The organism is Dyella sp. OK584 (assembly GCF_057787755.1).
Window position 1 is genome coordinate 268,125 of the sequence record NZ_CM173542.1, and the last position, 22,863, is coordinate 290,987.

The 22,863-nt window shown below is 58.2% G+C and carries 19 protein-coding genes; 11 read left to right on the forward strand and 8 right to left on the reverse strand.

Annotated elements, in window-relative coordinates:
- Window positions 1-30: 30 nt before the first annotated feature.
- Window positions 31-1,428 carry an amidase gene (locus AC3CBN_RS01145; RefSeq protein WP_488635000.1) on the reverse strand — a complete coding sequence of 466 codons (1,398 nt, stop codon included), beginning with the start codon at window positions 1,426-1,428 and terminating at the stop codon, window positions 31-33.
- 173 nt (window positions 1,429-1,601) lie between these two features.
- Between AC3CBN_RS01145 and AC3CBN_RS01150 the strand changes: the two genes are divergently transcribed.
- From AC3CBN_RS01150 to AC3CBN_RS01200, 11 genes are all read left to right on the forward strand, one after another.
- Window positions 1,602-3,218: an electron transfer flavoprotein-ubiquinone oxidoreductase gene (locus AC3CBN_RS01150; RefSeq protein ID WP_488635001.1), complete on the forward strand. Its 1,617-nt coding sequence runs from the start codon at window positions 1,602-1,604 to the stop codon at window positions 3,216-3,218.
- A 255-nt stretch (window positions 3,219-3,473) separates the two neighbouring features.
- The gene (locus tag AC3CBN_RS01155; protein WP_488635002.1) at window positions 3,474-5,315 is read left to right on the forward strand and encodes a glycosyltransferase; all 1,842 of its coding nucleotides are present in this window, start codon (window positions 3,474-3,476) and stop codon (window positions 5,313-5,315) included.
- A gap of 119 nt (window positions 5,316-5,434) precedes the next feature.
- Window positions 5,435-6,181: an electron transfer flavoprotein subunit beta/FixA family protein gene (locus AC3CBN_RS01160; protein ID WP_488635003.1), complete on the forward strand. Its 747-nt coding sequence runs from the start codon at window positions 5,435-5,437 to the stop codon at window positions 6,179-6,181.
- Between the two features lie 21 nt (window positions 6,182-6,202).
- Window positions 6,203-7,147: an electron transfer flavoprotein subunit alpha/FixB family protein gene (locus AC3CBN_RS01165; protein WP_488635004.1), complete on the forward strand. Its 945-nt coding sequence runs from the start codon at window positions 6,203-6,205 to the stop codon at window positions 7,145-7,147.
- A gap of 115 nt (window positions 7,148-7,262) precedes the next feature.
- Window positions 7,263-8,417, forward strand: a complete 1,155-nt coding sequence (locus tag AC3CBN_RS01170; protein ID WP_488635005.1) for a hypothetical protein — start codon at window positions 7,263-7,265, stop codon at window positions 8,415-8,417.
- Between the two features lie 357 nt (window positions 8,418-8,774).
- Window positions 8,775-10,226, forward strand: coding sequence for a UbiA family prenyltransferase (locus tag AC3CBN_RS01175; RefSeq protein WP_488635006.1), 1,452 nt, complete (start codon window positions 8,775-8,777; stop codon window positions 10,224-10,226).
- On the forward strand, window positions 10,226-11,530 hold the full coding sequence (locus AC3CBN_RS01180; protein WP_488635007.1) for an FAD-binding oxidoreductase: 1,305 nt from the start codon (window positions 10,226-10,228) through the stop codon (window positions 11,528-11,530). Before AC3CBN_RS01175 ends, AC3CBN_RS01180 begins: the two co-directional genes overlap by 1 nt.
- A gap of 2 nt (window positions 11,531-11,532) precedes the next feature.
- Window positions 11,533-12,270: an SDR family oxidoreductase gene (locus tag AC3CBN_RS01185; protein WP_488636636.1), complete on the forward strand. Its 738-nt coding sequence runs from the start codon at window positions 11,533-11,535 to the stop codon at window positions 12,268-12,270.
- A gap of 14 nt (window positions 12,271-12,284) precedes the next feature.
- Window positions 12,285-13,235, forward strand: coding sequence for an NAD-dependent epimerase/dehydratase family protein (locus AC3CBN_RS01190; protein WP_488635008.1), 951 nt, complete (start codon window positions 12,285-12,287; stop codon window positions 13,233-13,235).
- A gap of 15 nt (window positions 13,236-13,250) precedes the next feature.
- Entirely contained in the window at window positions 13,251-14,549 is a 1,299-nt protein-coding gene (locus tag AC3CBN_RS01195; protein ID WP_488635009.1) for an NAD(P)/FAD-dependent oxidoreductase, read from the forward strand.
- Window positions 14,546-14,935: a GtrA family protein gene (locus AC3CBN_RS01200; RefSeq protein WP_488635010.1), complete on the forward strand. Its 390-nt coding sequence runs from the start codon at window positions 14,546-14,548 to the stop codon at window positions 14,933-14,935. Before AC3CBN_RS01195 ends, AC3CBN_RS01200 begins: the two co-directional genes overlap by 4 nt.
- A 446-nt stretch (window positions 14,936-15,381) precedes the next feature.
- Here the strand turns inward: AC3CBN_RS01200 and AC3CBN_RS01205 are convergent.
- The 7 genes from AC3CBN_RS01205 to AC3CBN_RS01235 form a co-directional block, all read right to left on the reverse strand.
- Window positions 15,382-16,490 (reverse strand): IS3 family transposase gene (locus AC3CBN_RS01205; protein ID WP_488633476.1). Its coding sequence is split into 2 segments (ribosomal slippage): window positions 15,382-16,238 and window positions 16,238-16,490, totalling 1,110 coding nucleotides; the frame shifts between segments, so codons are not numbered across the junction.
- A gap of 45 nt (window positions 16,491-16,535) precedes the next feature.
- Window positions 16,536-17,647, reverse strand: a protein-coding gene (locus AC3CBN_RS01210) for an IS3 family transposase (RefSeq protein ID WP_488635011.1) whose coding sequence is annotated in 2 segments (ribosomal slippage) — window positions 16,536-17,389 and window positions 17,389-17,647 — 1,113 coding nt in all. Because the reading frame shifts where the segments join, the coding sequence is not laid out codon by codon here.
- A 113-nt stretch (window positions 17,648-17,760) separates the two neighbouring features.
- Window positions 17,761-19,326 carry a hypothetical protein gene (locus tag AC3CBN_RS01215; protein WP_488635012.1) on the reverse strand — a complete coding sequence of 522 codons (1,566 nt, stop codon included), beginning with the start codon at window positions 19,324-19,326 and terminating at the stop codon, window positions 17,761-17,763.
- An 85-nt stretch (window positions 19,327-19,411) separates the two neighbouring features.
- Window positions 19,412-20,008 carry a hypothetical protein gene (locus tag AC3CBN_RS01220; RefSeq protein ID WP_488635013.1) on the reverse strand — a complete coding sequence of 199 codons (597 nt, stop codon included), beginning with the start codon at window positions 20,006-20,008 and terminating at the stop codon, window positions 19,412-19,414.
- A 119-nt stretch (window positions 20,009-20,127) separates the two neighbouring features.
- Window positions 20,128-20,919, reverse strand: coding sequence for a class I SAM-dependent methyltransferase (locus AC3CBN_RS01225; protein ID WP_488635014.1), 792 nt, complete (start codon window positions 20,917-20,919; stop codon window positions 20,128-20,130).
- Window positions 20,920-21,066: 147 nt separating this feature from the next.
- Complete coding sequence (locus AC3CBN_RS01230; RefSeq protein WP_488635015.1) at window positions 21,067-21,828, reverse strand: class I SAM-dependent methyltransferase; 762 nt, start codon at window positions 21,826-21,828, stop codon at window positions 21,067-21,069.
- A gap of 87 nt (window positions 21,829-21,915) precedes the next feature.
- Entirely contained in the window at window positions 21,916-22,830 is a 915-nt protein-coding gene (locus AC3CBN_RS01235; RefSeq protein WP_488635016.1) for an NAD-dependent epimerase/dehydratase family protein, read from the reverse strand.
- Window positions 22,831-22,863: the final 33 nt, after the last annotated feature.

A 22,863-nucleotide genomic window follows, 5' to 3' on the forward strand; every position in this document is an offset into this window, starting at 1 on the left:
CTTCCATCGATCACGCATGACGTCGACGAATCATGCAATGGCAGGAAATGACGGCTCGACATCCAGCGTGGAGGCGCACACCGACGCCAGTTCCAGCAGACGCAGGTCCGAACCGCGCGCACCGACAAGTTGCAGGCCGATCGGCATGCCATCGGGCAGATAGCCCATCGGAATGCTCACCGCGGGACACCCGGCCAAGCTGGCGAAACTGGTCAGATCCGCCTGCGAATCGGGCACCGGGCCATCCAGCGGGAACGCACCCTGTGGCGTGGTAGGCAGCACCAGCACATCAATCTGTGCGAACAGACGGCGCATCTTCAGCGTGGCGGCATCCAGCACGCGGTCGGCAACGGCATAGTCGGCCGCGCTCTTGCCGGCGGCGTAACCAAGCAGGCGGCGGAAATGTTCGGATACACGCTGGTCGGTCTCGGCCAGGTCGGCAGCGAAGGTGCCCAGCATCTCCGCCTCCATCAGCAGCAGGCCGGCGCGACGGGTGCGCGCGAAATCCCAGTCGGAAAAGTCCACCGTGCGACGCTCGCCAAGTTCGCGTGGCCATTTCGCCAGCGCAGCCTCGAAGACTTCGATCACCTCCGGCCGCACGCCCAGCGCAGCCAGGTTGGGCAGGAAGCCCGCGCGCAGGCGGCCAGGCTCCCAGTCCGGCGGCGATAGCGCCACGCGGCGACGACGCGAGCGCGAGTCATCGGCGTCATATCCGGCCAGTACCTGCAGCAGCACGGTGAGATCGTCCGCGCTGCGCGCGAGCAGGCCTACCGTATCCAGCCGTCGTGCCGCCGCCACCATGCCGCGCGCTGAAATCTCGCCATGGGTGGGCTTGAGCGCATACACACCGCAATAGCTGGCAGGAATGCGAATGGAGCCCAGGCTGTCCGATCCCACCGCCACCACCGCCAGGCCCGCGGCCACTGCCGCGGCCGCGCCACCAGACGATCCGCCCGCGGTGTAGCCGTGACGGTGCGGGTTGTGGGTGGGGCCGTGGTGTGGGTTGTCCGTGACCGCACCCAGCGCACCCTCATCCATATTGGTTTTGCCGATGAGCACGGCACCAGAAGCACGCAGTCGGGCCACGACGTGGGCATCGTCAGCAGCTGGCTGTCGGCGTCCGGCCAGGCCGGCCGTGGTGGGCCAACCGGCCACGTCAAAGTTGTCCTTCAGCGCCACCGGGATACCGTCGAGCCGGCCTATCACCCCGTCACGACGGCGATGCTGGGCTGCCAGCGCCTGCTCCTGCAGCATCGCCGAACTCACGCTGACGTAGGCATTGATCTGGGGATTGAGGCGCTCAATCGCCTCCAGATAGGTCTCGGCCAGCCCCTGAGGCTGCACACGATCCACTGCCAGCCAGTGCAACAGCTGACACATGGTGGCCCGGCGCTGATCGAGGCCGCTGATCGGGGGCTGCAGATTCATGACGTCTTCCCTGGGTCTCACTGAGGGGGATTATCGCTACTGCACATGAAAGGTTTGCAAGGATCTGACCATCCTCCGTTGCCCGGCACGGTCTGAACCCGGACAATGCCAGTTTGCCCGTTCCATACGTGAGGGAACGGTGTCGTGCCGCACTAGATCAGCTGGAGTCCGCCATGAGCGACCGCGAAACCATGGAATACGACGTCGTCGTCGTTGGCGCAGGCCCGTCCGGGCTCTCGTTTGCCATCCGCCTGAAACAGATCAAGCCGGAGGTAAGCGTTTGCGTGATCGAGAAGGCATCGACCATCGGTGCACAGATCCTTTCTGGCGCGGTGATCGAACCGCAGCCGCTGGACGCCCTGCTGCCGGGCTGGCGCGACAATCCGCCGCCTATCTGCGTGCCGGCCACCGAGGACGAGTTCTGGCTGCTTACCAAGACGGGCGAACACAAGCTGCCGGTGCCGCCGGGCATGAACAACCACGGCAACTTCATCGTGTCGCTGGGCGCGATGTGCGCCTGGCTGGCGCCACAGGCCGAGGCGCTGGGCGTGGATGTATTCCCGGGCTTTGCCGCCGCCGACAATGTCTTCAATGACGACGGATCAGTGGCCGGTGTACGCATCGGCGACATGGGCGTGGCCAAGGACGGTTCGCAAAAGGCGGGCTACACCCAGGGCATCGACATCAAGGCCAAGGTCACCGTGCTGGCCGAAGGTGCGCGCGGCAGCCTCACCAAACAGCTGATCAAACGCTTCGCGCTGGACAAGGACAGCGACCCGCAGGGCTACTCCATCGGCATCAAGGAACTGTGGCAGTTGCCCGCTGGCCGCGCACAGCCGGGCAAGATCGTCCACAGCTTCGGCTGGCCGGCGGACAGCCACACCTACGGCGGCAGCTTCCTTTATCACCTGGACAAGGACCGTATCTCGCTGGGCTACGTCAGCGGCCTGGACTACACCGACCCGAACTACCAGCCGTGGGAAGCCTTCCAGCAGTGGAAGAACCATCCGACGGTACAGTCGGTGCTCGAGGGCGGCACCATCCTTTCAGCCGGTGCACGCGCGATCGTCACCGGTGGCTACCAGTCGCTGCCCAAGTTGGAAATGCCAGGCGCCCTGCTGATCGGCGACACCGCCGGCCTGCTCAACGTGCCCAAGATCAAGGGCACCCATCAGGCCATCAAGAGCGGCATGCTCGCCGCCGAACATCTGGCTGCGAACGATCTGAACCCGGCTGGCTTCGACGCGAAGCTGCGCGCTTCTGACGTGATGGCTGAGCTGAAGAAGGTGCGCAACATCAAGCCCGCGTTCAAGAAGGGTTTGTGGTTCGGCATGTTGAACGCGGCCTGGGAAACCGTGACCCTTGGCGCCTCGCCCTGGACGTTCAAGAACAAGCCCGACTGGTCCTCGCTGCACAAGCTCGGCCAGCAGGAAGAACCCAAGCGCGACTACGTACAACGCGAACTGCCGCCGCGCGACCGTCTGGCTGGGGTGTACTTCGCCGCCACCGAACACGACGAAGACCAGCCTATCCACCTGCATGTGTCCGACACGAATGTGTGCGTGACTCAGTGCGCTGTCGAATTCGGCAACCCGTGCACCCGCTTCTGTCCCGCCGGCGTCTATGAGATCGTGGACGACGCCACCGCCGAAAACGGCAGCGGCAAACGCCTGCAGATCAACGCCGCCAATTGCGTGCACTGCAAGACCTGCGATATCAAGGACCCGTACCAGATCATCAACTGGGTGACGCCAGAGGGTGGGTCGGGGCCGAATTATCAGAATCTGTGACTCGAGGACTCCGCGCTGTCTGCCCGACTAACCTGGCGCCTCAAACGCCTCAATTATGCGCTGCAACGTTTCCGTGGCAGCGTAGCGCTGCGCGGCTGGCGCGGAACACTAGCCCGAGCCCGGCAGGAGTTCGAGCGTCGCCCCGCCCTCGACAACTCACTGCCACTCTATCCGCTGAATGCACCTTTCGAGCCATTCTCACTACCCACCTGCGAGAATCCACTTGTCTCGGTAATCATCCCGATACACGGCAAGTTGATCTATACGGTGGCTTGTCTGCGCTCATTGCAGCGATACGCGCCTGCTGCTTCATTCGAAGTTATCGTGGTAGACGATGCCTCGCCGGATGACAGTGCCACGGTGCTCACCGACGTCGAAGGCCTGCGCCTAATACGGAACGAAACCAATCTCGGTTTTGTAGCAAGCTGCAACGCCGGTGCGTCGGTGGCGCGCGGTGAATATCTGCACTTTCTCAACAACGACACGCAGGCCCTGCCCAACTGGATGGATGGCCTCCTCGCCTGCTTCGCCGAAAGAAGCGATTGCGGAATCGCGGGTAGCCGTCTGGTCTATCCCGATGGGCGGCTCCAGGAGGCGGGTGGCCTCGTGTTTTCTGACGGTAGCGGCTGGAATGCGGGCCGCTTTGAGCGCCGCGACGCACCGGCATGGCGCTACCGCCGCGCGGTTGACTATGTCAGTGGTGCGTCGCTGATGATACGTCGCGACGTATTCCTGCGCGTCGGCGGCTTCGACACGCGTTTCGAGCCAGCCTATTACGAAGATACCGATCTCGCCTTTGAGGTTCGGAAACTCGGGCTACAGGTCTACTACGACCCCACCAGCACCGTAGTCCATTACGAAGGGATCAGCGCTGGAACGGATCTGCAATCCGGAATGAAGCGGCACCAGGTAATCAACCGCATCAAGTTCGTCGACAAATGGCAGTCTGTTTTGCAGGGGCACCCTCAGCCAAACACCTCGATCGATCAAGCGCTTCATTACGCAAATGGGCGATCCATCCTGATAGTCGATGCGCTGACTCCTGACCCTACGCGCGATTCCGGGTCACTGCGGATGATCAATATCATGCGGCTCATGTGCGACCTCGGCTGGAACGTGAGCTTCATGCCGAATAATCAGCGCGCGAGTTCGGAGGAGATCGACCGTCTAGGTAGATTAGGCATACATACGCTTTGCAAGCCCTGGGTCCCGCCATTGGCCACCTGGCTCAAAAAGGAAGGCCCCGCGCTGGATGCCATCATGTTTTGCAGGCATTACGTAGCAGATCCGCACCTCGCATTGGCGCGCCGACTTGCGCCCAACGCAAAACTTCTGTTTGACACTGTCGACTTGCACTTCCTTCGCGAGCAGCGTGCAGCCAAACATACTGGCAGTGCGCAGCTAGCCCGCCGGGCGGAGCTTTCTCGTCGTCGCGAGCTGGCGCTTATCAAGGCAAGTGATGCGACCTTTGTGGTCAGCCCCGTAGAACAGGCGATTTTGGCCGCTCAGGCCCCAGGTTCGCGCATTGAGTTGCTCTCAAATATCCATGAAATATATGGCCGACAAACCGATTTCGATGAACGGCGTGACCTAGTGTTCGTCGGCGGCTTCGGCCATCCACCCAACGAGGATGCGGTCGATTGGCTGGTCGGGGAGATATTTCCACGTATCCACGCTGCGCGGCCCGACATCGTCCTCCATCTGATCGGAGATATGCCCGAGGGTGCCCGAAAGCGTTATGCCGGTGAAAATGTCAGCATTCATGGGCGCGTACCCGAGCTTACTCCCTGGATGCAGGGGTGCCGTGTGGCGCTCGCGCCGCTTCGGTATGGAGCCGGCGTCAAGGGCAAAGTCAACATGGCAATGAGCCATGGCCTGCCGGTTGTGGCTACAACCATCGCGGCTGAGGGCATGATGTTGACTGATGGCCAGGACATATTGCTGGCCGACGACGCTGCGCATTTCGCGGATGCCGTCCTGCGAGCTTACGAGAACAGGGAGCTCTGGAACGATCTTTCCGACTCCAGCCTGGAAAATGTGCGCAAATACTTTTCGTTCGATGCTGCGCTCGACACTCTGCGAAGAGTGTTGCAATAAAGTGGCAGCGCGGCTCTTTAGGAGCCGCGCGCTTGCTTCACTTCATACGATCGTTTTACTGCGAGTAAGATATGGGGCCTGGCCGTCAATGGATGGTCACCTATTACAGGAAGATGCTGATGAAGATTCTGGTCGGCTACAAGCGCGTTGTGGATTACAACGTCCGCATCCAGGTGAAACCCGATGGCACCGGCGTGGTGACCGATGGTGTGAAGCTCTCCGCCAATCCGTTCGACGACATCGCGCTGGAAGAAGCGCTGCGCCTTCGCGAGAAGGGCGTGGCCGAAGAAGTCGTGGTGGTCGGCATCGGTCCGGCCGATCTCACCGCGCATCTGCGAAACGGCCTTGCAATGGGCGCGAACCGCGCCATCCACGTGGTGACCGCCGATGCCGTGCAGCCGCTCACTGCGGCGCGCGTGCTCCAGAAGCTGATCGAGAAGGAACAGCCAGGCTTGGTCATCCTCGGCAAGCAGGCCATCGACGACGACGCCAACCAGACCGGCCAGATGCTGGCCGCGCTGTGGGATCGTCCGCAGGCAACCTTCGCCAGCAAGGTCGAGATCGCGGATGGCAAGGTCACGGTGACCCGCGAGGTCGACGCTGGCCTGGAAGTCATTGAAGCCGAGCTGCCCGCCGTGATCACCACGGATCTGCGCCTCAACGAACCGCGCTTCATCAAGCTGCCGGACATCATGAAGGCGAAATCCAAGCCCATCGACACCATCGAGCTCGGCTCATTGGGTGTCGAGAACAACGCCCATCTCAAGACCACGCACTACGCCGCGCCGGCCAAGCGCAGCAAGGGCGTGATGGTGAAGGACGCGGCCGAACTGGTCTCGGCGCTGAAGCAGAAGGGTCTGCTTTAAGCAGCCTACGGGAGACAAGTTATGAGCAAAATTCTCGTCATTGCCGAACACCTGGGCGGCAAACTCAACCCTTCCACCGCACGCGCCGTGAGCGCAGCTGCCGCCGTGAAGCCCGAAGCCATTGACGTGCTGGTGCTCGCCGACAACGCCGACGCCATTGCCGCTGAAGCCGCCAATATCGAAGGCGTCAGCCGCGTGCTGACCATCGCCCGTGCCGAGAACGCGCATCCGCTGGCGGCCGTGCTGGCCCCGCAGATCACCAAGGCCGCTGCCGGCTACAGCCACGTGTTCGCGCCCTCCACCACTTTCGGCAAGGACGTGCTGCCGCGCGTCGCTGCATTGCTGGGCGTGGGCCAGGTCAGCGATGTCATGAGCGTGGAAGGCAGCCATACCTTCAAGCGCCCGATCTATGCGGGCAACGCCATCATCACTGTCGAAGCCGATGCGGGCTCCGTCGTGGTAGCCACTATCCGCACCGCCTCGTGGCCTGCCGCCAACAGCGGTGCTAACAGTGCGCCGGTCGAGGCCATCAGCGTCGACGCTGCCCTGCCCTCGCACACCCGCTTCGTTGAATTGCAGTCGGGCAAGAGCGACCGCCCGGATCTACAGAGCGCCAGCAAGGTCGTCTCCGGCGGCCGTGGCGTTGGCTCGAAGGAAAACTTCGAGATCATCTACAAGTTCGCCGACAAGATCGGCGCCGCCGTTGGTGCCTCGCGCGCTGCCGTCGACGCAGGCTACGTGCCGAGCGACCTGCAGGTCGGCCAAACCGGCAAGATCATCGCCCCCGAGCTGTACATGGCCATTGGCATATCCGGCGCTATCCAGCATCTGACTGGCATCAAGGACGCTGGCACGATCGTGGCGATCAACAAGGACGGCGAGGCGCCGATTTTCGAGATTGCGGACCTCGGACTGGTGGGCGACTTGTTCAAAATCCTGCCCGAGCTGGAAACCGCGCTAGGCTAAGAGGCAACATGGGCGACACGGCGCGGGGCTGCTGTGTCGTTCCAAAGTCCTCGAACAGGATACTCACCGATCAATCTGAGGGCGCTAGGGCGTAAATTCAAAAAAGGGGGCGGAAATGGCTATAACCAGCAAGTTCCGATTTCACGTTGCCCGGCGCATGCGCAATTACTGCCAAGACACCATCATGCAAGCGTGCTGGCGGATGCGCGCCTCGCAGCTTGCGCGAAGATTTGATCGTACTTCACAACCGCAAATATACGGAACCTTGCTGCAGAATCCTTATGCCGAAGCCATTCTGCGTGACTTCCATTGGCACGAATATATGCGCGCCAACCCGGATCTGCATTTTGAGAACGAGGGGGCTGCGCGCTGGCATTTCGTATTCAATGGCTATGCCGAACAGCGCTTGATAGATCTGGATCGTTGCGTAGGCCTCGATACTGACTTTTATCGCAAGCGCTATCCGCGGCTCAATCTGGAGAATGGTGCCGCCGCGCAATTGCATTACTGCTACATGGGCTTCTACGAAGACCTCTTTGCCAACGCCGATACTGAATGGCTGTTCAACACATCCCTTCACATCTTTCAGCCCGGCAAGGTCGGATCGCATGCCATCGCGGCCGCACTAAACGGCAACTACGAAGGCGGGGTTTTGCATTTACACTGGCCAACAGATCTTGCCTTGCACTACCCGACATGCTCCCTAACCTACCCGAAGATCGTTGCGCACCAGCGCTCACGGCCATTGCGGGTAATCTCGGCAGGGCGGGAAATCGTGTCACGGGCCCTATCGGGCGTATTCCAATACCTCAGTACGGTGCCCATGGATGCATCCGGCCACGTCGATTTGGATCGGGCACGCGCTCATCTGGAAAAAAGTTTCCTGCCTGATTGCGGTGTGGTCGCTGACTGGTTTGATCACCAGTTCTACTGCGGGCTGGACATCTATGCGCACAAGTTCGACCACGAAAAGGGTTACATCCGCATTGGCAACTCAACGGTGGATCTGTTCCTTTATCGGCTCGAAAACCTGTCAGGAATCGAAGCCGCGATGGGGGCTTTTCTCGAGATGCCCAAGTTCAAGCTAAGCAGGGTCAATACAGCCGAAGGAAAAAGCTACAGCGCAGCCTACGATGACTTGATGGCAAGCTACATCGTGCCGCGCCCGATCCTGGAGGTGCTGTACGCGACACGCTATATGCAGTTCTTCTTTTCCGACAAGGAACGAGCCGAGTTCATGGAGTATTGGTCAAAGCCACGCCGGCAATGAATCAAGCGCAGGACCCATATCCAGATTGCCCGCACTTTGAACGCCGCCAAATCAACCCCTGTACCTCTACTTTATAAACGACTACGAAAATCCGGAACGACGTCAGGTTATCTATTCAAGTTTCTTCCGGAGTTGGAAGCAGCTCAGGGCTAGACGAGCACCACGGTGGCAGGGCGTGAATTCGCCGCGTACTGTATTATCTAAGACTTACACTTGCGCCAACCATTCAGCGACCATCTGGGGATGCCAAAATCAACGGGCGGCATTGGTGCTGCATGGTGAGATCTCGTGTTTTTGGACTGCAGAATCTTGTTAACGCGACGCCGTAGAGTCCACGGCACTCCAGGGGGAAACGACATGGCACAACTTTTCAACCCGGAACCCGCGATGGACCGCACCGACCTGCCACTTTGCGTAGACCTGGATGGAACGCTCATTCGCTCCGACCTACTCATCGAGTCGGCGCTAGCTCTGATCGCCAGTCGGCCGCTGATGATTTTCGCCATGATTGGATGGCTATTGCGCGGCAAAGCGCATTTAAAGTGGGAGATCGCACGACGCGTCACACTGGATTTGTCTTCCCTGCCCTATAACGAACCACTCGTCGCCTGGCTCCGCGAGCAACGCAATCATCGCTCCATTGTTCTGTGCACCGCCTCCGACCGTGCTTTGGCTGAAGGCGTGGCAGCGCATGTTGGTGTGTTTGATGATGTGCTTGCGAGTGATGGCCAACTGAATCTTGCCGGAGCCAACAAGGGGGCGACCCTTGTAGCGCGTTTCGGAGAACGTGGATTCGACTACGCCGGCAATGCCGCCATTGACCTGCTGGTGTGGAAACATGCCCGCGCCGCCATCGTGGTGGAAAGCGGCTCTATGCTGTCACGGGCCGCCGAGAAGCACAGTCCAGTCGAACGCCGCTTCGTCACGAAACGCCCGGGAATACGCACCTGGATGAAGGCACTTCGCGTTCACCAGTGGATCAAGAACATACTGGTCTTCTTGCCGCTACTGGCAGCACATCGCGTCTTCGACGTTGACGCCGTGTTGTGGTCACTGCTCGCTTTCCTGTGTTTCGGATTGTGTGCCTCCAGTGTGTACTTGACCAACGATCTACTCGATCTGCCCGCTGATCGCCTTCACCACCGCAAGCGACATCGTCCGTTCGCGGCCGGAACGCTGCCGTTGATCGCCGGACCTATAATCGCCTTGGCACTGCTCATCGCAGGGTTTGGACTGGCTTGGTTCATCTCTCCCGCGTTCATGGCCGTACTAGGCGGCTACTATGTTCTTACCAGTGCCTACTCGGTCCGTCTCAAGCGGATCATAATGCTCGATGTCGTCGTGCTGGCAACGCTTTACACGACGCGAATTCTCGCCGGCACCGCGGCGATCGAGAGCAAGCCATCGTTTTGGCTGCTCGCATTCTCGATGTTCCTCTTCCTCAGTCTGGCGATGATCAAACGGTATACCGAACTATTGGCGCTACAGCGCAGCGGCAAGGTGAAGGCCAGCGGACGTGGCTACGATGTTGACGACATTCCGCTGATTCAGTCGCTGGGCGGCTCGAGCGGCTATCTCGCAGTACTGGTGCTGGCGTTGTATGTGGATAGTGCGGCCAGCGAGTCGCTCTATCGTCATCCTCATCGGCTGTGGATGCTCTGCCCGCTGCTGTTGTATTGGATCAGCCGCACTTGGGCTATTGCGCATCGCGGCGTGATGCATGACGACCCCGTGGTATTCGCCATCATGGATAAGGTGAGTCGAATCGTCCTGCTTATCGCCGCCATTGTCGTGGCGTCGGCAATCTGATGAGTGCGCCAGGACAATCCTGGGGGCGCTATCCGCACACGACAGCGCGGATCGTACCCGTCACCGACAGACATCACCCGCTGCAACCGAGCGATGTGCCGTGCCTTCCCTTTGGAAACGGACGGAGCTACGGCGACAGTTGCCTCAATGACGGTGGCATCCTTCTTCACACCCGTGGGCTTGATCGCTTCATCGCGTTCGATCCAGCGACGGGCATCCTGTCCTGCGAGGCCGGCACGCAGTTTGCCGATATTCTCGACCTGGTCGTGCCGCAGGGATGGTTCCTTCCCGTCACACCGGGAACGCGATTCGTCACCGTTGGCGGCGCCATCGCCAACGATGTGCATGGAAAGAACCACCATCGTGCCGGAACCTTCGGCCACCACCTGCGGGAGTTCGATCTGCTTCGCACCGACGGCAGTCGAATGCGCTGCGCTCCGGACGAGAACCCGGAGTGGTTTGCAGCGACGCTCGGAGGTCTAGGCCTCACAGGCCTGATTACATGTGCCACCTTTCAGCTGCGCCGAATCGCCAGCCCCTGGATGGTCACGGAGAACCACCGGTTTCGCGACCTGTCCGAGTTCTTTGCGCTATCGGCGGCGTCCGACCGGGATTATGAGTACACCGTTGCCTGGATCGATTGCGCCGCAAAGGGGCCTGCGCTCGGGCGCGGAATATTCAGCCGCGCCAACCATGCGCCAGCTCAGGCGAGCGAGCGACCCGCCCCGCCAAAAAGGCGCCTCAGCGTGCCTATCACGCCCCCCGTCTCGTTGATCAATCCGCTCAGCCTGCGCGCCTTCAATCAGCTCTATTTCCATCGCCAGCGTGGCAAGGTCGTACACGCCGTCGCGCACTACGAGCCGTTCTTCTACCCGCTAGATGGCATTGGTGCGTGGAACCGCATTTATGGGCCTCGTGGGTTCCTGCAATATCAATGCGTAGTACCGCCCAGCCTGGCCGAAGCCACGATCGCCAAGCTGGTTCGGATGATTTCGGCCGCGGGCGGCGGCTCGTTCCTCGCCGTGCTCAAGCAGTTCGGTGAACGCGTATCACCGGGCATGCTTTCGTTTCCGCGACCAGGCGCCACGCTTGCGCTCGATTTTCCTTTCCACGGCGCGCATACACTGGATCTGCTGAACCGGCTCGATGATGTTGTCGCCGAGGCAGGTGGTGCGGTTTATCCCGCCAAGGACGCGCGCATGTCTGGTGTCCACTTCCGACAGTATTTTCCCCTGTGGGAAACCTTCAGCAATTACATCGACCCGTGCTTTTCGTCCAGCTTCTGGCGAAGAGTAGAGAGCTGACCATGCAAAAAATTCTTATTGTCGGTGCAACCTCAGCGATCGCCGAAGCGACCGCTCGACTTTACGCATCACGTGGTGCCCGCCTGCACCTGCTGGGCCGTAATGCCGTCAAGCTCAAGGACATCGCGGACGACCTGCGCGTACGCGGTGCGATTGAAGTCACCTGCGGCGTGCTTGATATGAACGAGGTTGCCGCACACGGCGCTGCGATAGAACAGGCTACGACTGCTTTGGGCGAGATTGACGTACTCCTGGTGGCGCATGGAACCCTGCCCGATCAGGATGCCTGCGAGGCTTCGGTGGAAACCACGTTGCGCGAATTCGCCACCAACGGCACTTCGACGATCGCCTTCATCGCCGCCTTCGTGCCTTACATGCAGGCCCGTCGTGCAGGCACGATCGCGGTGATTTCCTCTGTCGCGGGCGATCGCGGCCGGCAGAGTAATTACACCTACGGTGCCGCCAAGGCGGCGGTCAGCACCTTTCTTAGCGGACTGCGCCAGCGTCTGCGGCCTTTTGGCGTCAATGTACTCACCATCAAGCCAGGATTCGTTGATACGCCCATGACGGCCTCGTTCAAAAAGGGCGCACTGTGGGCAAAGCCCGCGGCTGTCGCAGCCGGTATCCAAAGCGCCATCGATAGTGGTGCGGGCGAGATATATCTGCCGCGATTCTGGTGGGCCATCATGTTCATCATTCGCCATATTCCGGAATTCGTGTTCCGGCGCCTGAAGCTCTGAGCGTGCCGCAAGCAATGAACCCTATCCAGAAAAACGCTCGAATCGTTATCACCGGCGCAGCAGGCCTGGTTGGCCAGAACCTGATCGTCGAGCTCAAAAGCCAGGGTTACACGAACCTGGTAGCGATCGACAAGCATGCCTACAACATGGACATCTTGCGGCAGTTGCACCCGGAAGTCGCCACAATCGATGCTGACCTGGCCGTTTCCGGAAACTGGCGTGATGCATTTGCTGGCGCGCAATGCGTAGTGCAACTGCACGCCCAGATCACCAGCAAATTCCACGACGAGTTCGTGCGCAACAACGTGGATGCCACGAAGCTCGTACTGGAAGCTATCAAGGCTCATCAGGTACCCTACCTGGTGCATGTCAGCTCATCCGTGGTGGTGTCAGTCGCCAACGATGACTACACCAACACCAAGAAGGAGCAGGAGGCTCTTGTCGTAGCCAGCGAAATACGTCACTGCGTGCTCCGCCCAACCCTGATGTTCGGCTGGTTTGATCCGAAGCACTTCGGCTGGCTCTCGCGCTTCATGGCAAAAACGCCGGTGTTCCCGATTCCTGGCGACGGCAGATACATGCGTCAGCCTTTATATGAGCGCGACTTCTGCCGTTGCATTGCCCGCTGCATCGAGACGCAGCCCGATGGCACGATCTACGACGTCGTAGGCGACACCCGCATCGACTATATCGACATCATTAAGACCATCAAACGCGCCAAAGATCTGCGCACGCTGATTCTGCATATCCCTTATGGCGTCTTTCACACCTTGCTGCGCATCTACGCGATATTCAGTGGGAAGCCCCCATTCACCGCGGCGCAACTGAAAGCCCTAACGGCGGGAGACGACTTCCACGGGGTCGATACTTTCGCCACTTTTGGCGTGCGACAGACGCCCTTCGAGGAAGCCGTACGCGAAAGCTACTGCGATCCTCGCTATAGCCATATTGTTCTCAAACGTTGATTGTCGGAGTACGTCATGTCTTCCAAGCGTTTTGCCGTGCTCGGCGCCGGCCCTATGGGCCTTATGGCCGCCATGGAACTACTCAAACTTGGCCACGAGGTCGACATCTATGAGCGTGACGACCGCATCGGTGGCATGTCTGCGACATTCGACTTCGATGGGCTGGAAATCGAGCGCTACTACCACTTCATCTGCAAGACCGACTACCCGCTGTTCAAGCTTCTCGATGAACTGAAGCTGGCGCACACGCTGCGCTGGACCGACACGAAGATGGGCTTCTACTTCAATGGACGCCTATACAAATGGGGAACTCCATTTGCACTGCTTGGTTTCGATGGCTTGGGCATCATCAGCAAAGCGCGATATGCCCTGCACGTGATGTATACCAAGAGCATCCAGGATTGGACGGCCCTGGACAAAGTGAGCGCCACAGGCTGGATCCGCAAATGGGTCGGAAAGCGCGCCTACGACGTGTTGTGGAAGAGCCTGTTCGAGCTGAAGTTCTTTGAATATACCGAACAACTTTCGGCTGCCTGGATTGGCACACGCATCAAACGCGTAGGCCTGTCCCGCAAGAATCTGATGCAGGAAACCATGGGCTATCTGGAGGGGGGCTCTGCCACCGTTTTGCGTGCCATGGAGCAATTCATCCTCGATCATGGCGGCCGCATCCATCTGAAGGCAGGCATTGATCGCGTCGTCACTCACGATGGGCGCGTTACCGGCGTCATGGTCGGCGGCACTGAAGTTCCGACGGACGCCGTTCTGTCCACTGCACCGATTCAGTACGTGCCCCGCATCGCCCCGGACCTGCCGAAGGCCTTCTCGGACCGCATTGATGCCATCAAGAACATCCCGGTTGCCTGCGTCATCCTTAAATTGAGTGAGCCGCTGACTGAAAATTTCTGGATGAATATCAACGATCCTTCAATCGAGATTCCGGGGGTGATCGAGTACTCCAACCTCAACAGAACCAGCACGTCGATCGTCTACGCGCCTTACTACATGCCAAAGACGCACCCAAAATGGGGCAACAGCAACGAGGAGCTGATCGAAGAAGTGCTGGGCTATCTGGCGAAGCTCAACCCTGCCTTCAAGCGCTCCAGTGTGCTGGCCAGCCACTGTCATCGCTACGAGTTTGCACAAACAGTATGCCCACCGGGCTTTAACGGCATGCTACCCCCGATGAAGACACCCATCAGCGGGCTCTATATGGCCGACACTTCCTACTACTACCCAGAAGACCGGTCGATTTCGGAAAGCATCAAGGTAGGTCAGGAACTGGCCCGGATCGCATCCGTAGCGCACTTGTGATTTCCAAGCGCTTCGCCAAGTTCATTATCGCGGGCGGACTGGCTGCTGGCGCGAATTTCGGTTCCCGCATTCTATTTAGCGCATGGATGCCCTATGCGCTGGCCATTGGTGCTGCCTATTGCATAGGCATGTTGATTGCGTTTGTCCTGAATCGGCTATTTGTCTTTGAAGTCGGAACACTCTCGATCCGTGTACAGGCTTTCCGATTCATCCTGATAAACCTGGCAGCAGTTGTTCAAACGATGGCTGTCAGCTTGTTGCTCGCCTACTGGATATTTCCCGCGGTGGGGTTTCACTATCACGATCAACTCGTGGCGCATGGCGTTGGCGTGCTTGTTCCCATCTTTACGAGTTACCTTGGGCATCGGCACTTTACTTTCAAATAGCTCAGCTGAAACGCGGAGCGGGCCTTTCAATGCTCATTTTGGCCACTCCAAAATCAAGAAAACCTTCGTCGCCCGGTTAGATTTGTGCGCGCGCCGTTAGCCTGGCGCTGTGGGACCCAACTATCTTCAAAAACAGGCGTACCAGTTTGGTGATCGGTTTCTCGACAATGTAATGCGTTGCTATCGAAATGAGGCAACAAGTCAACAACAGCGCAAGGACCGCACCATCAGGGCCGATAGTTTTCGGTAACCCGAGCGTGTACCAAAGGTATTCGCTTACACCTACAAAACACATGGTGTGTATCAGATACAGCGCATAGGATGCATTGCCGAGTGTCAGCATGATCCTCGAACCAAAGAGACGAGCTCCCTTGCCCTGCGCTTCCGACGTACCCCCTGACCCACCCCCGTTTTCTAGGCCAACAGTCGGTAGAGAATCCGACCTGTTACGGCTCCTGTGAATTCGCTTGGGACCCGTGTTCTCGGGCGAATTCGGCAGGTGTTTTCCATGCCAGTGCAGAGTGGGGACGATCCTCGTTATAGAAGCGCCGCCATGCTGCGATTTTGCTCCGTGCATCCTCCAGCGACAAGAACCAGTGCTCGTTCAAGCACTCCTGCCGAAGCCGTCCATTGAAGCTTTCTACCAACGCGTTGTCGGTCGGCGTACCGCGTCGGGAGAAGTCCAGCTCCACGCCATTCTCGTAGGCCCAGCGATCCATCACCTTCCCGGCGAACTCGCTTCCGTTGTCCACCTTAATCGCCGCAGGCTTGCCACGTTGTGCCACCAGCCTGACCATCGCCTGCGCCACGTGCTCGCCACGCAGTGACTGATCCACCACGATGTCCAGGCACTCGTGGGTGAAGTGATCCACCACCGTCAGCGATCGAAAACGACGCCCATCGAACAGGGCATCACTGACGAAGTCCATTCCCCACAGCGCGTTGGGTGCTGTAGCTACCTTGATCGGTTGCCGACGACGGGCACTACGGCTGCGACGAGGCCGGCAATGCCGCAGGGAAAGGCCTTCTTCCTTGTAAATGCGATGAACCCGTTTGTGGTTGTCGCGCCATCCCTCACGCCGCAGCATGACAAACACCCGCTCACAGCCGTAGTGGACACGGTTCAACGCGATCTCGCGCATTCGCATGCGGATGACGCTGCAGTCACGCGCTTTGGCCTTGTAGGAAAAGCTCGAACGCGACATCGACATGAGCCGCAATGCGCATCGTTCGCTGACGCCGAAGCGCTCACACAACCGGCCTATCCAGGTGCGCTTCTGGGCAGGCCTCAGAGCTTTTTTGTCACCACCTCCTGCAACATTGCCTTGTCCAGACTCAGGTCGGCGACCAGCTGCTTGAGCTTGCGATTTTCCTCTTCCAGCAAGCGTAGCCGTTTCAGCTCTGACGGCCCCAATCCGCCGTACTTCTTGCGCCAGACATAGAACGTGGCCTCGGCCACGCCCATCTTCCGGCAGATCTCGCCAACCGTCATCCCCAGCTCGGCCTGCTTGAGCGCGTAGGCGATCTGCTCTTCGGTAAACCGTGACTTCTTCACTGCCTGACTCCTCGTTGGCTACGGGGGCCCATGGTGGCGAAGTCTCTACTTTACGATGGCCCAGTTTTCCGGGGGTGGGTCACACTTTAACTGCTTCGCATAGTCGGCGGGCGTGAGCCCGCCCAATGCCTTCTTGGGTCGTTCCTCGTTGTATTCCCGACGCCAGGTTTCGATCTCGGTACGCGCATGAAGCAGGCTTGGGAACCAGTGCTCGTTGAGACATTCATCGCGCAAGCGACCGTTGAATGATTCGATGTAGGCGTTCTGGTTCGGCTTGCCCGGTTCGATCAAACGAAGCTGCACGCCGCGTTCGTGTGCCCAGCTGACCATGGCCTTGCCACAAAACTCCTTACCGTTATCGCTACGGATTACCTTAGGCAAACCACGACTGAGCGCTAAGCGATCCATCACGCGCGTCACGCCCATGCCGGAAATGGCTCGCTCAACCTCGATGACGACCGACTCATGAGTGGCATCGTCGACGACGGTCAAACATTTGATGACGCGGCCATCCGCGGTGCGATCGAACACGAAGTCCATTGACCAGACCTGGTTAGGGGCTGTTGGGCGGAACAAGGGCTGCCGTTCACCCACCGGCACTTTCTTCCGCTTGCGCCGCCGCACCTGAAGTTTTGCCTCCTGATACAGCCGCTCAACGCGCTTGTAGTTCACGAGTTGCCCTTCCTGGCGGAGCTTCAGATAAATCATCCCGACGCCGTAGCGCTTGTGCCGATGTGCCAGCGCCAAGATCCGGTCGCGCAGCGCATCGTTGCGATCTGCGCGTGGCACATAGCGCAGCGCGCTGGCGCTCATGCGCATCACAACCAATGCGCGGCGCTCGCTTAAACCTCGATCCATTAGCTGCCGCACCATCGCCCGCCGGGCGGGTGCGGTTACCACTTTTTTCGAAGCACCTCACGGGTCACCTCGATTTCCAGCATCGACTCGGCCAGTAGCTTCTTCAATCGAGCGTTCTCGGTCTCCAGTTCCTTCAGCCGCTTGGCATCGGGCACCGTCATCCCGCCGAACTTGCTGCGCCACAGGTAGTACGAGGCTTCACTGAAACCGTGCTTGCGGCAGAGATCCTTCACCGCCATGCCAGCCTCCGCCTCGCGCAGGAAGCCGATGATCTGTTCTTCGGAAAAGCGCTTCTTCACATCCAATCTCCTTGGGTTGCGGGATTGGACTCCAAATCGCTGCGCTACTCAAAAGCGGGGGTACGTCGAGGTCATGTATTAAAGCTTAGCGGCCAGCAATGCTTGTAGCCAACTCAGTAGTAAACCGTGCAGTCCGCAACCACCTGCGAACTCCGTCCCTGTATCGAGCTAGTCAAAAGGCGCTCATAGACCGCACGTGTGTTCTCATTTGAAGCCAAAGCATTCGGGCACTCGATCACCGCACCTATGTGTGCGCCGCCGGTATATCTGTTTGGATCATTAAGCATAGTAGTCAGCGTTTTCACTGCCGACGTGGGGTGCGCGGGATCGTCGACATTCCAGTCCGGTACCAGCATAGCTTTACGCAGACTGTAGTAGGGCACATCGGAGGCCCACTGAAGACCAAAGCCCAAAATTATCTGATCATCGCCTGTGTGTTCTCTAACAAAGCGCGCAAGCTGCAACGCTCGCATATCGCTCATGTCTTTTGCGAGATCATGATAGAAGTAACGATGGAAGCCCCAAAGCTGGCTGAAGCACACAAGAAAAATCAACATAGAGCCAATTAGTGCGGGCGCCTTCGAAGTCAAAACCCAAACTACATACGCCACCGCCACAACTAGAAAGATGCTATTCGCATACTGATAGTAATGGTGGACGATATGCAGATTTGTGAACACTAAGAAGGGCAGAAGATACAAAACGATTAGTGCCAAGAATGGCAACAACGTGCGGTATCCGAGGCTCAATGCAGCCCCAAGGGATAGCCAGACCAATCCAGTCGCCCCTAGTGCCTCACGAGGCCCTCTGCTGAGGATTACGTCCCGCCATAGCTCGGCGCCCAACCTCTGGCGGAGAGTTCCAAAGTTCCATGTGGAGAGCGCGTCTGAGGTAAGAACAGAACCCAAGAGCGTCTGTGCCTTCAAATCATCTGAATAGCGCAACCACAGAACAAGGACGAAAAGTGCAAAGGCGACACAGCACGCTGGGCCGGCATATCGCTTAACCCACTTGAAGAACGAGAAATCGGCTCGGATGCACCACATGTCATAGACAACGAGCACCCCGCCAGCAACGGCGAACCCGACAAACGTTGTGATCTTGATGGTGGCGGCGAACGCCGCTGCCAGAAACATCGCAGCCAAGCCGCGAACATTTGGCTTTCTCAGGTACGACAACAATGCACTCAAGAACCAGACGGACATAAAAAGCGCCATCGACTCCATCATGAAGGCGCGCGACCAGAATAGGTACAAGGGTGATAGGAGCAACATGCCGCTAACTATCAATATCAGGCGCCGATCGCCTCCGAAGTGCCGCAGAATGCTGGCAAGTGGAACGAGCATACCCAGGAAGAAAATCAAACTGACGAGACGACCAGCCTGATCCATCGTGACTGGGAGCAATACCGAAGTTCCCGCTACAAGCCACTGATATAAGGGTAGCTCGAACGGCACCGACCACGGCGCACCCAAGACCGGTGTTTCATACCCGAGCCAGGGACCGCCCGTGGCGATGGAATACGCCGAAATTGCAGTTTGCGTCTGCCGAAATCCGTATTGGTCGAGCACAGGTTGGTGCCAGCTGCGTGCCAGCGAGAAAATCGTGGCAACAATGCCTAGAGAAAAGAGGAATACGGCGGCGCGCAACGACGCTTTTCTTTGATTGATTGTGGTCATCTGCAAAAGCTCTTGACTGTGCAACTCGAATGCCTAGCCAGAATTTTCGATCCAGCTACTGCGTGGGATATCGTCAGGATGGCGGTCAGTTCTTGACTGTCAACGTCCGCCCGTTGTCACACTTCCGAAGAGAACCGGAACTTCCGTAAATAATGAAGACGCGATAATTGCCGTCAGGCAACGCGGAAGCGTCAAGCAACTCACTAAAGCCCGAGAGCGCGAAGGCGCGAACGCTACCGAATGCCTGCATTACATCGATGCGCTGGCTCCAGTGATTAAGCGGCGATCGCCAGAAATGAGTTCCGTCTTCGCTTTCGAATTCCACAAAGGCATCCCCTGGGACGACTTTCAGAGCTGGGTCAATCAGCCATCCACCTATCTTGAACGGCTCCGATTTATGAAGCGTGGTGCTCATCCCGAATGGGCCGTCATTCAAGCTGTCCATATTGCAACCCTCGGTGGCCGCCGCCTTCTCTCTTTGAGCCGACGCCTCCTTCAATTCGGTCGCATTTACTCGCGATTGAGCTACTACAGCCTCTTTGTGATCCGCGGTTGCCGCACGTTTTTGCTTCGGTGCGTATGTTGGCACATCCGGAGCATGACAAGCCGACAAAAAAATGGCAGCCATGACCAAAAATAACAACGCACATCGATTAAATACTTCGAAAAAAATAGGACGCATTTCTTGAATCCAGACGTATAGCCAATTTGATGTATGAGGACTACCTGGACAGGCAAATCCACACTTGATGATGCGCAACAGGCCTGTGCGGGCTAAGTGATCGCGCTATTCATACCCGTCTATGGTGCCGGCGCCATGCCTGGCCAACGCGCGTCGAAAGACGGCTTCCCGATCGCGAAGATGTCCTGATGGTCGGCCCAGGCACGTTCGCGATAGAGCAACAACCTGACGTCAGGAATGCGTTCGATGTCGGCAATGGTCACTGACGGCTTCACCAGGGAGATGCCATAGGAGCCGTGCAGGTAATCATGATTCTCGGCCGAGCGATAGTCGCAATATCCGTAACCAGACTGCCGGTATCCCGCGAGCACCTTCGCCCAGCTATCAGGCGCTATATAGGGACTGACGGTATGCACGTACTCGCACCAGCGACCATGCGTTGTACCGACAAGCAGGCCTTGCGGGCTCAGGAATCTGGCGAGATGAGCGAGCCAAGCGCAAGCCAACTCACGCGAAATATGTGTGAACAATGAACCGACCCATATGAGATCGTAGGTCGTGTCGAAGTCCATGGCGGTCAAGTCCTCCTTTGAACGAAGGGACCTGGCTCCATATCTTTCTGCGCAAAATGCCAAGCCTGCCTCATCCAGGTCACAGGCATCGAATTTCGCTTCAGGAAAGAGTTCAACCAGATGGCGCAAGACTCGCCCGTGGCCGCATGGAAGATCCAGCACACGGTTGATCCGGTCTATCCCGCTCGACAACCAAGCGAGCGCGATATTGTCTATCGCACTGGTTCCGACCTCGAAATACCACTGGTTAAACATGGTCTCCGAAGCGGAAATGGTGCGATCGATCTCCGTATCGCGATACCGGGCAAGACTTTCCGCTACCGTTCTGAAAACACCCATGCCCCCTCCTTGATTCGGTATGCGAAAGACTCTCGAATTAGAGCCTGCGTGCCCCAGGGAACGCTACGAGAGCGACGAAACAGCCATTCGCGTGCTAAGCGATTCCCGTCATACTCCGCGCCATTTTTCCATGGCACGCTTTAAGGTTTACTTCTGGACAAATCGGTTTTGCAGCAGGGAAGCAACGAAGCTCTTAGTGCCGATAGGTTTCTGGATGACAAAAACCTCATTGAAGAGAGCGTCGATCCCCTTGGACCGATCTCGTGTTCGATAAGTCATCACTGAAACGCCAGACCAATCGCTGAGCAGCTCTTCAAAATCGTATCCGTAGTCCCATGTTACCAGTGCCCGCCCATCGCCGACCGGGTTGCCGTGATACATCTCCGACAAAAGGTGATTGACCGTTCCAGCAGCCAGCATTTCCGCGCGTTGGCACGTCTCAAGTAGCCCCTTGTGCTTTGGCGCAGTGAAGATATGAATTCCACCAGGCTTCAACACGCGATGAACCTCAGTAACGGCTAGGTCAGGCCTGAAAACGTGCTCCAAGACATCCTGCGTTACAAATATGTCAAAGCTCCCGTCAGCGAAAGTCAGAGCTTCGAGGTTTTCGCACCGAACTCCGTTGAATATCTTTCCAGGCGAAACGTCATGGAAGTACTGTGAGCTCGTATAGTTTCGCGCGTATTGTGCGATGAAACTCGTTGATGGCGAAGACTCATGAATGCGCTTTGCCTCCCATCCCGGATAATAAGAGTCCAGGATCAGTTGAATGTGCCTCTGCCTCGGGATCGAGTGACAGGTCGAGCAAAGGTAGTTGTCCCGCAGCCATGACTGCGTTGCCACGAATACAGTTTGTCGGCGGCAACAATGGCAATAGCCCTCATTTGACCACTGCTTGAATTCGCTCACGTTATTTGGCTCCGGCCTAGACAATAGCGTTGGTGGATCAGCAAGATCGATCGTCACTACTCTGGTAACCAATATGTTGTGGGCGGGTCAATGCTCCTGAAGCCAGGTCCACGTCCTGGCGATCCCAGCGTCGATACCGACAATTGGCGCCCAGGAGAACGCGCTCCTGGCCTTGTCAACGTCAAGAACGACGCGTCGAACGTCAAACGCACGTGCATCGAGATACTCGACCTCCGGATTCATGTGCGTAACTCGGCGTATCGCCCCGACCACGTCATTGATCGAATGCCCGGTGCCACTGCCAACGTTGAAGACACCGGTTGGAGCGCAGTGCCCGGCACGTACGGTGAGTTCAACTAAGTCTTCAATGAATATGTAGTCGCGGACCACGTCACCGTCGCCCCAGATCTTCAGCTGTTCACCGCGAAGCGTCCTTCCCAGGAAAGCAGCGATCAACCCCTGAATGCCGGCGGTACCCTGTCTGGGCCCATAGGGGTTGGAAGGTCTCAGGATAACCGCCTGAAGGCCATACAAGGCCTCGTACATCTGGAGATATTTTTCGATGGCGACCTTGACGACCCCATATGAACAGATGGGATCAAGCGGGTGCTCCTCCCGGACGGGTATGGTGCGCGGATTCCCATACACGGTTCCACCCGATGAAAGAAACACGATCCGTGGCACCGATTGCGCTCGCATCGCTTCGAGCAGGCGCAACATGCCCACCAGGTTTTGCTCGACATCACTGATGGGATCAAGGTTGGAAGTACTGGGTACGGTCGTACTGGCAGAGTGGTACACCACATCGACCGCACTCAAAGCCTCAGCAAGGGCAGCAGCATCCATGATCGCAGCCCGTGTGTAGTTAATCCCGGACCAGTCAAAATCATCTCGCGGCGCACCGACGTCGATAACGCGAACTTCATCGCCGGCCTCCCTCAATCGCTGGACGAGGCTTGAGCCGATGAATCCATTTCCACCAATAACGAGAGCTCTCAACACGCACCTCTGGCAACCACCACATCAACCCTCCGC

Coding starts and splice junctions, on each gene's coding strand:
- AC3CBN_RS01145 (WP_488635000.1), bottom strand. CDS start 1,428: ATGAATCTGCAGCCCCCGATCAGCGGCCTCGATCAGCGCCGGGCCACC.
- AC3CBN_RS01150 (WP_488635001.1), top strand. CDS start 1,602: ATGAGCGACCGCGAAACCATGGAATACGACGTCGTCGTCGTTGGCGCA.
- AC3CBN_RS01160 (WP_488635003.1), top strand. CDS start 5,435: ATGAAGATTCTGGTCGGCTACAAGCGCGTTGTGGATTACAACGTCCGC.
- AC3CBN_RS01165 (WP_488635004.1), top strand. CDS start 6,203: ATGAGCAAAATTCTCGTCATTGCCGAACACCTGGGCGGCAAACTCAAC.
- AC3CBN_RS01170 (WP_488635005.1), top strand. CDS start 7,263: ATGGCTATAACCAGCAAGTTCCGATTTCACGTTGCCCGGCGCATGCGC.
- AC3CBN_RS01175 (WP_488635006.1), top strand. CDS start 8,775: ATGGCACAACTTTTCAACCCGGAACCCGCGATGGACCGCACCGACCTG.
- AC3CBN_RS01180 (WP_488635007.1), top strand. CDS start 10,226: ATGAGTGCGCCAGGACAATCCTGGGGGCGCTATCCGCACACGACAGCG.
- AC3CBN_RS01185 (WP_488636636.1), top strand. CDS start 11,533: ATGCAAAAAATTCTTATTGTCGGTGCAACCTCAGCGATCGCCGAAGCG.
- AC3CBN_RS01190 (WP_488635008.1), top strand. CDS start 12,285: ATGAACCCTATCCAGAAAAACGCTCGAATCGTTATCACCGGCGCAGCA.
- AC3CBN_RS01195 (WP_488635009.1), top strand. CDS start 13,251: ATGTCTTCCAAGCGTTTTGCCGTGCTCGGCGCCGGCCCTATGGGCCTT.
- AC3CBN_RS01215 (WP_488635012.1), bottom strand. CDS start 19,326: ATGACCACAATCAATCAAAGAAAAGCGTCGTTGCGCGCCGCCGTATTC.
- AC3CBN_RS01220 (WP_488635013.1), bottom strand. CDS start 20,008: ATGCGTCCTATTTTTTTCGAAGTATTTAATCGATGTGCGTTGTTATTT.
- AC3CBN_RS01225 (WP_488635014.1), bottom strand. CDS start 20,919: ATGGGTGTTTTCAGAACGGTAGCGGAAAGTCTTGCCCGGTATCGCGAT.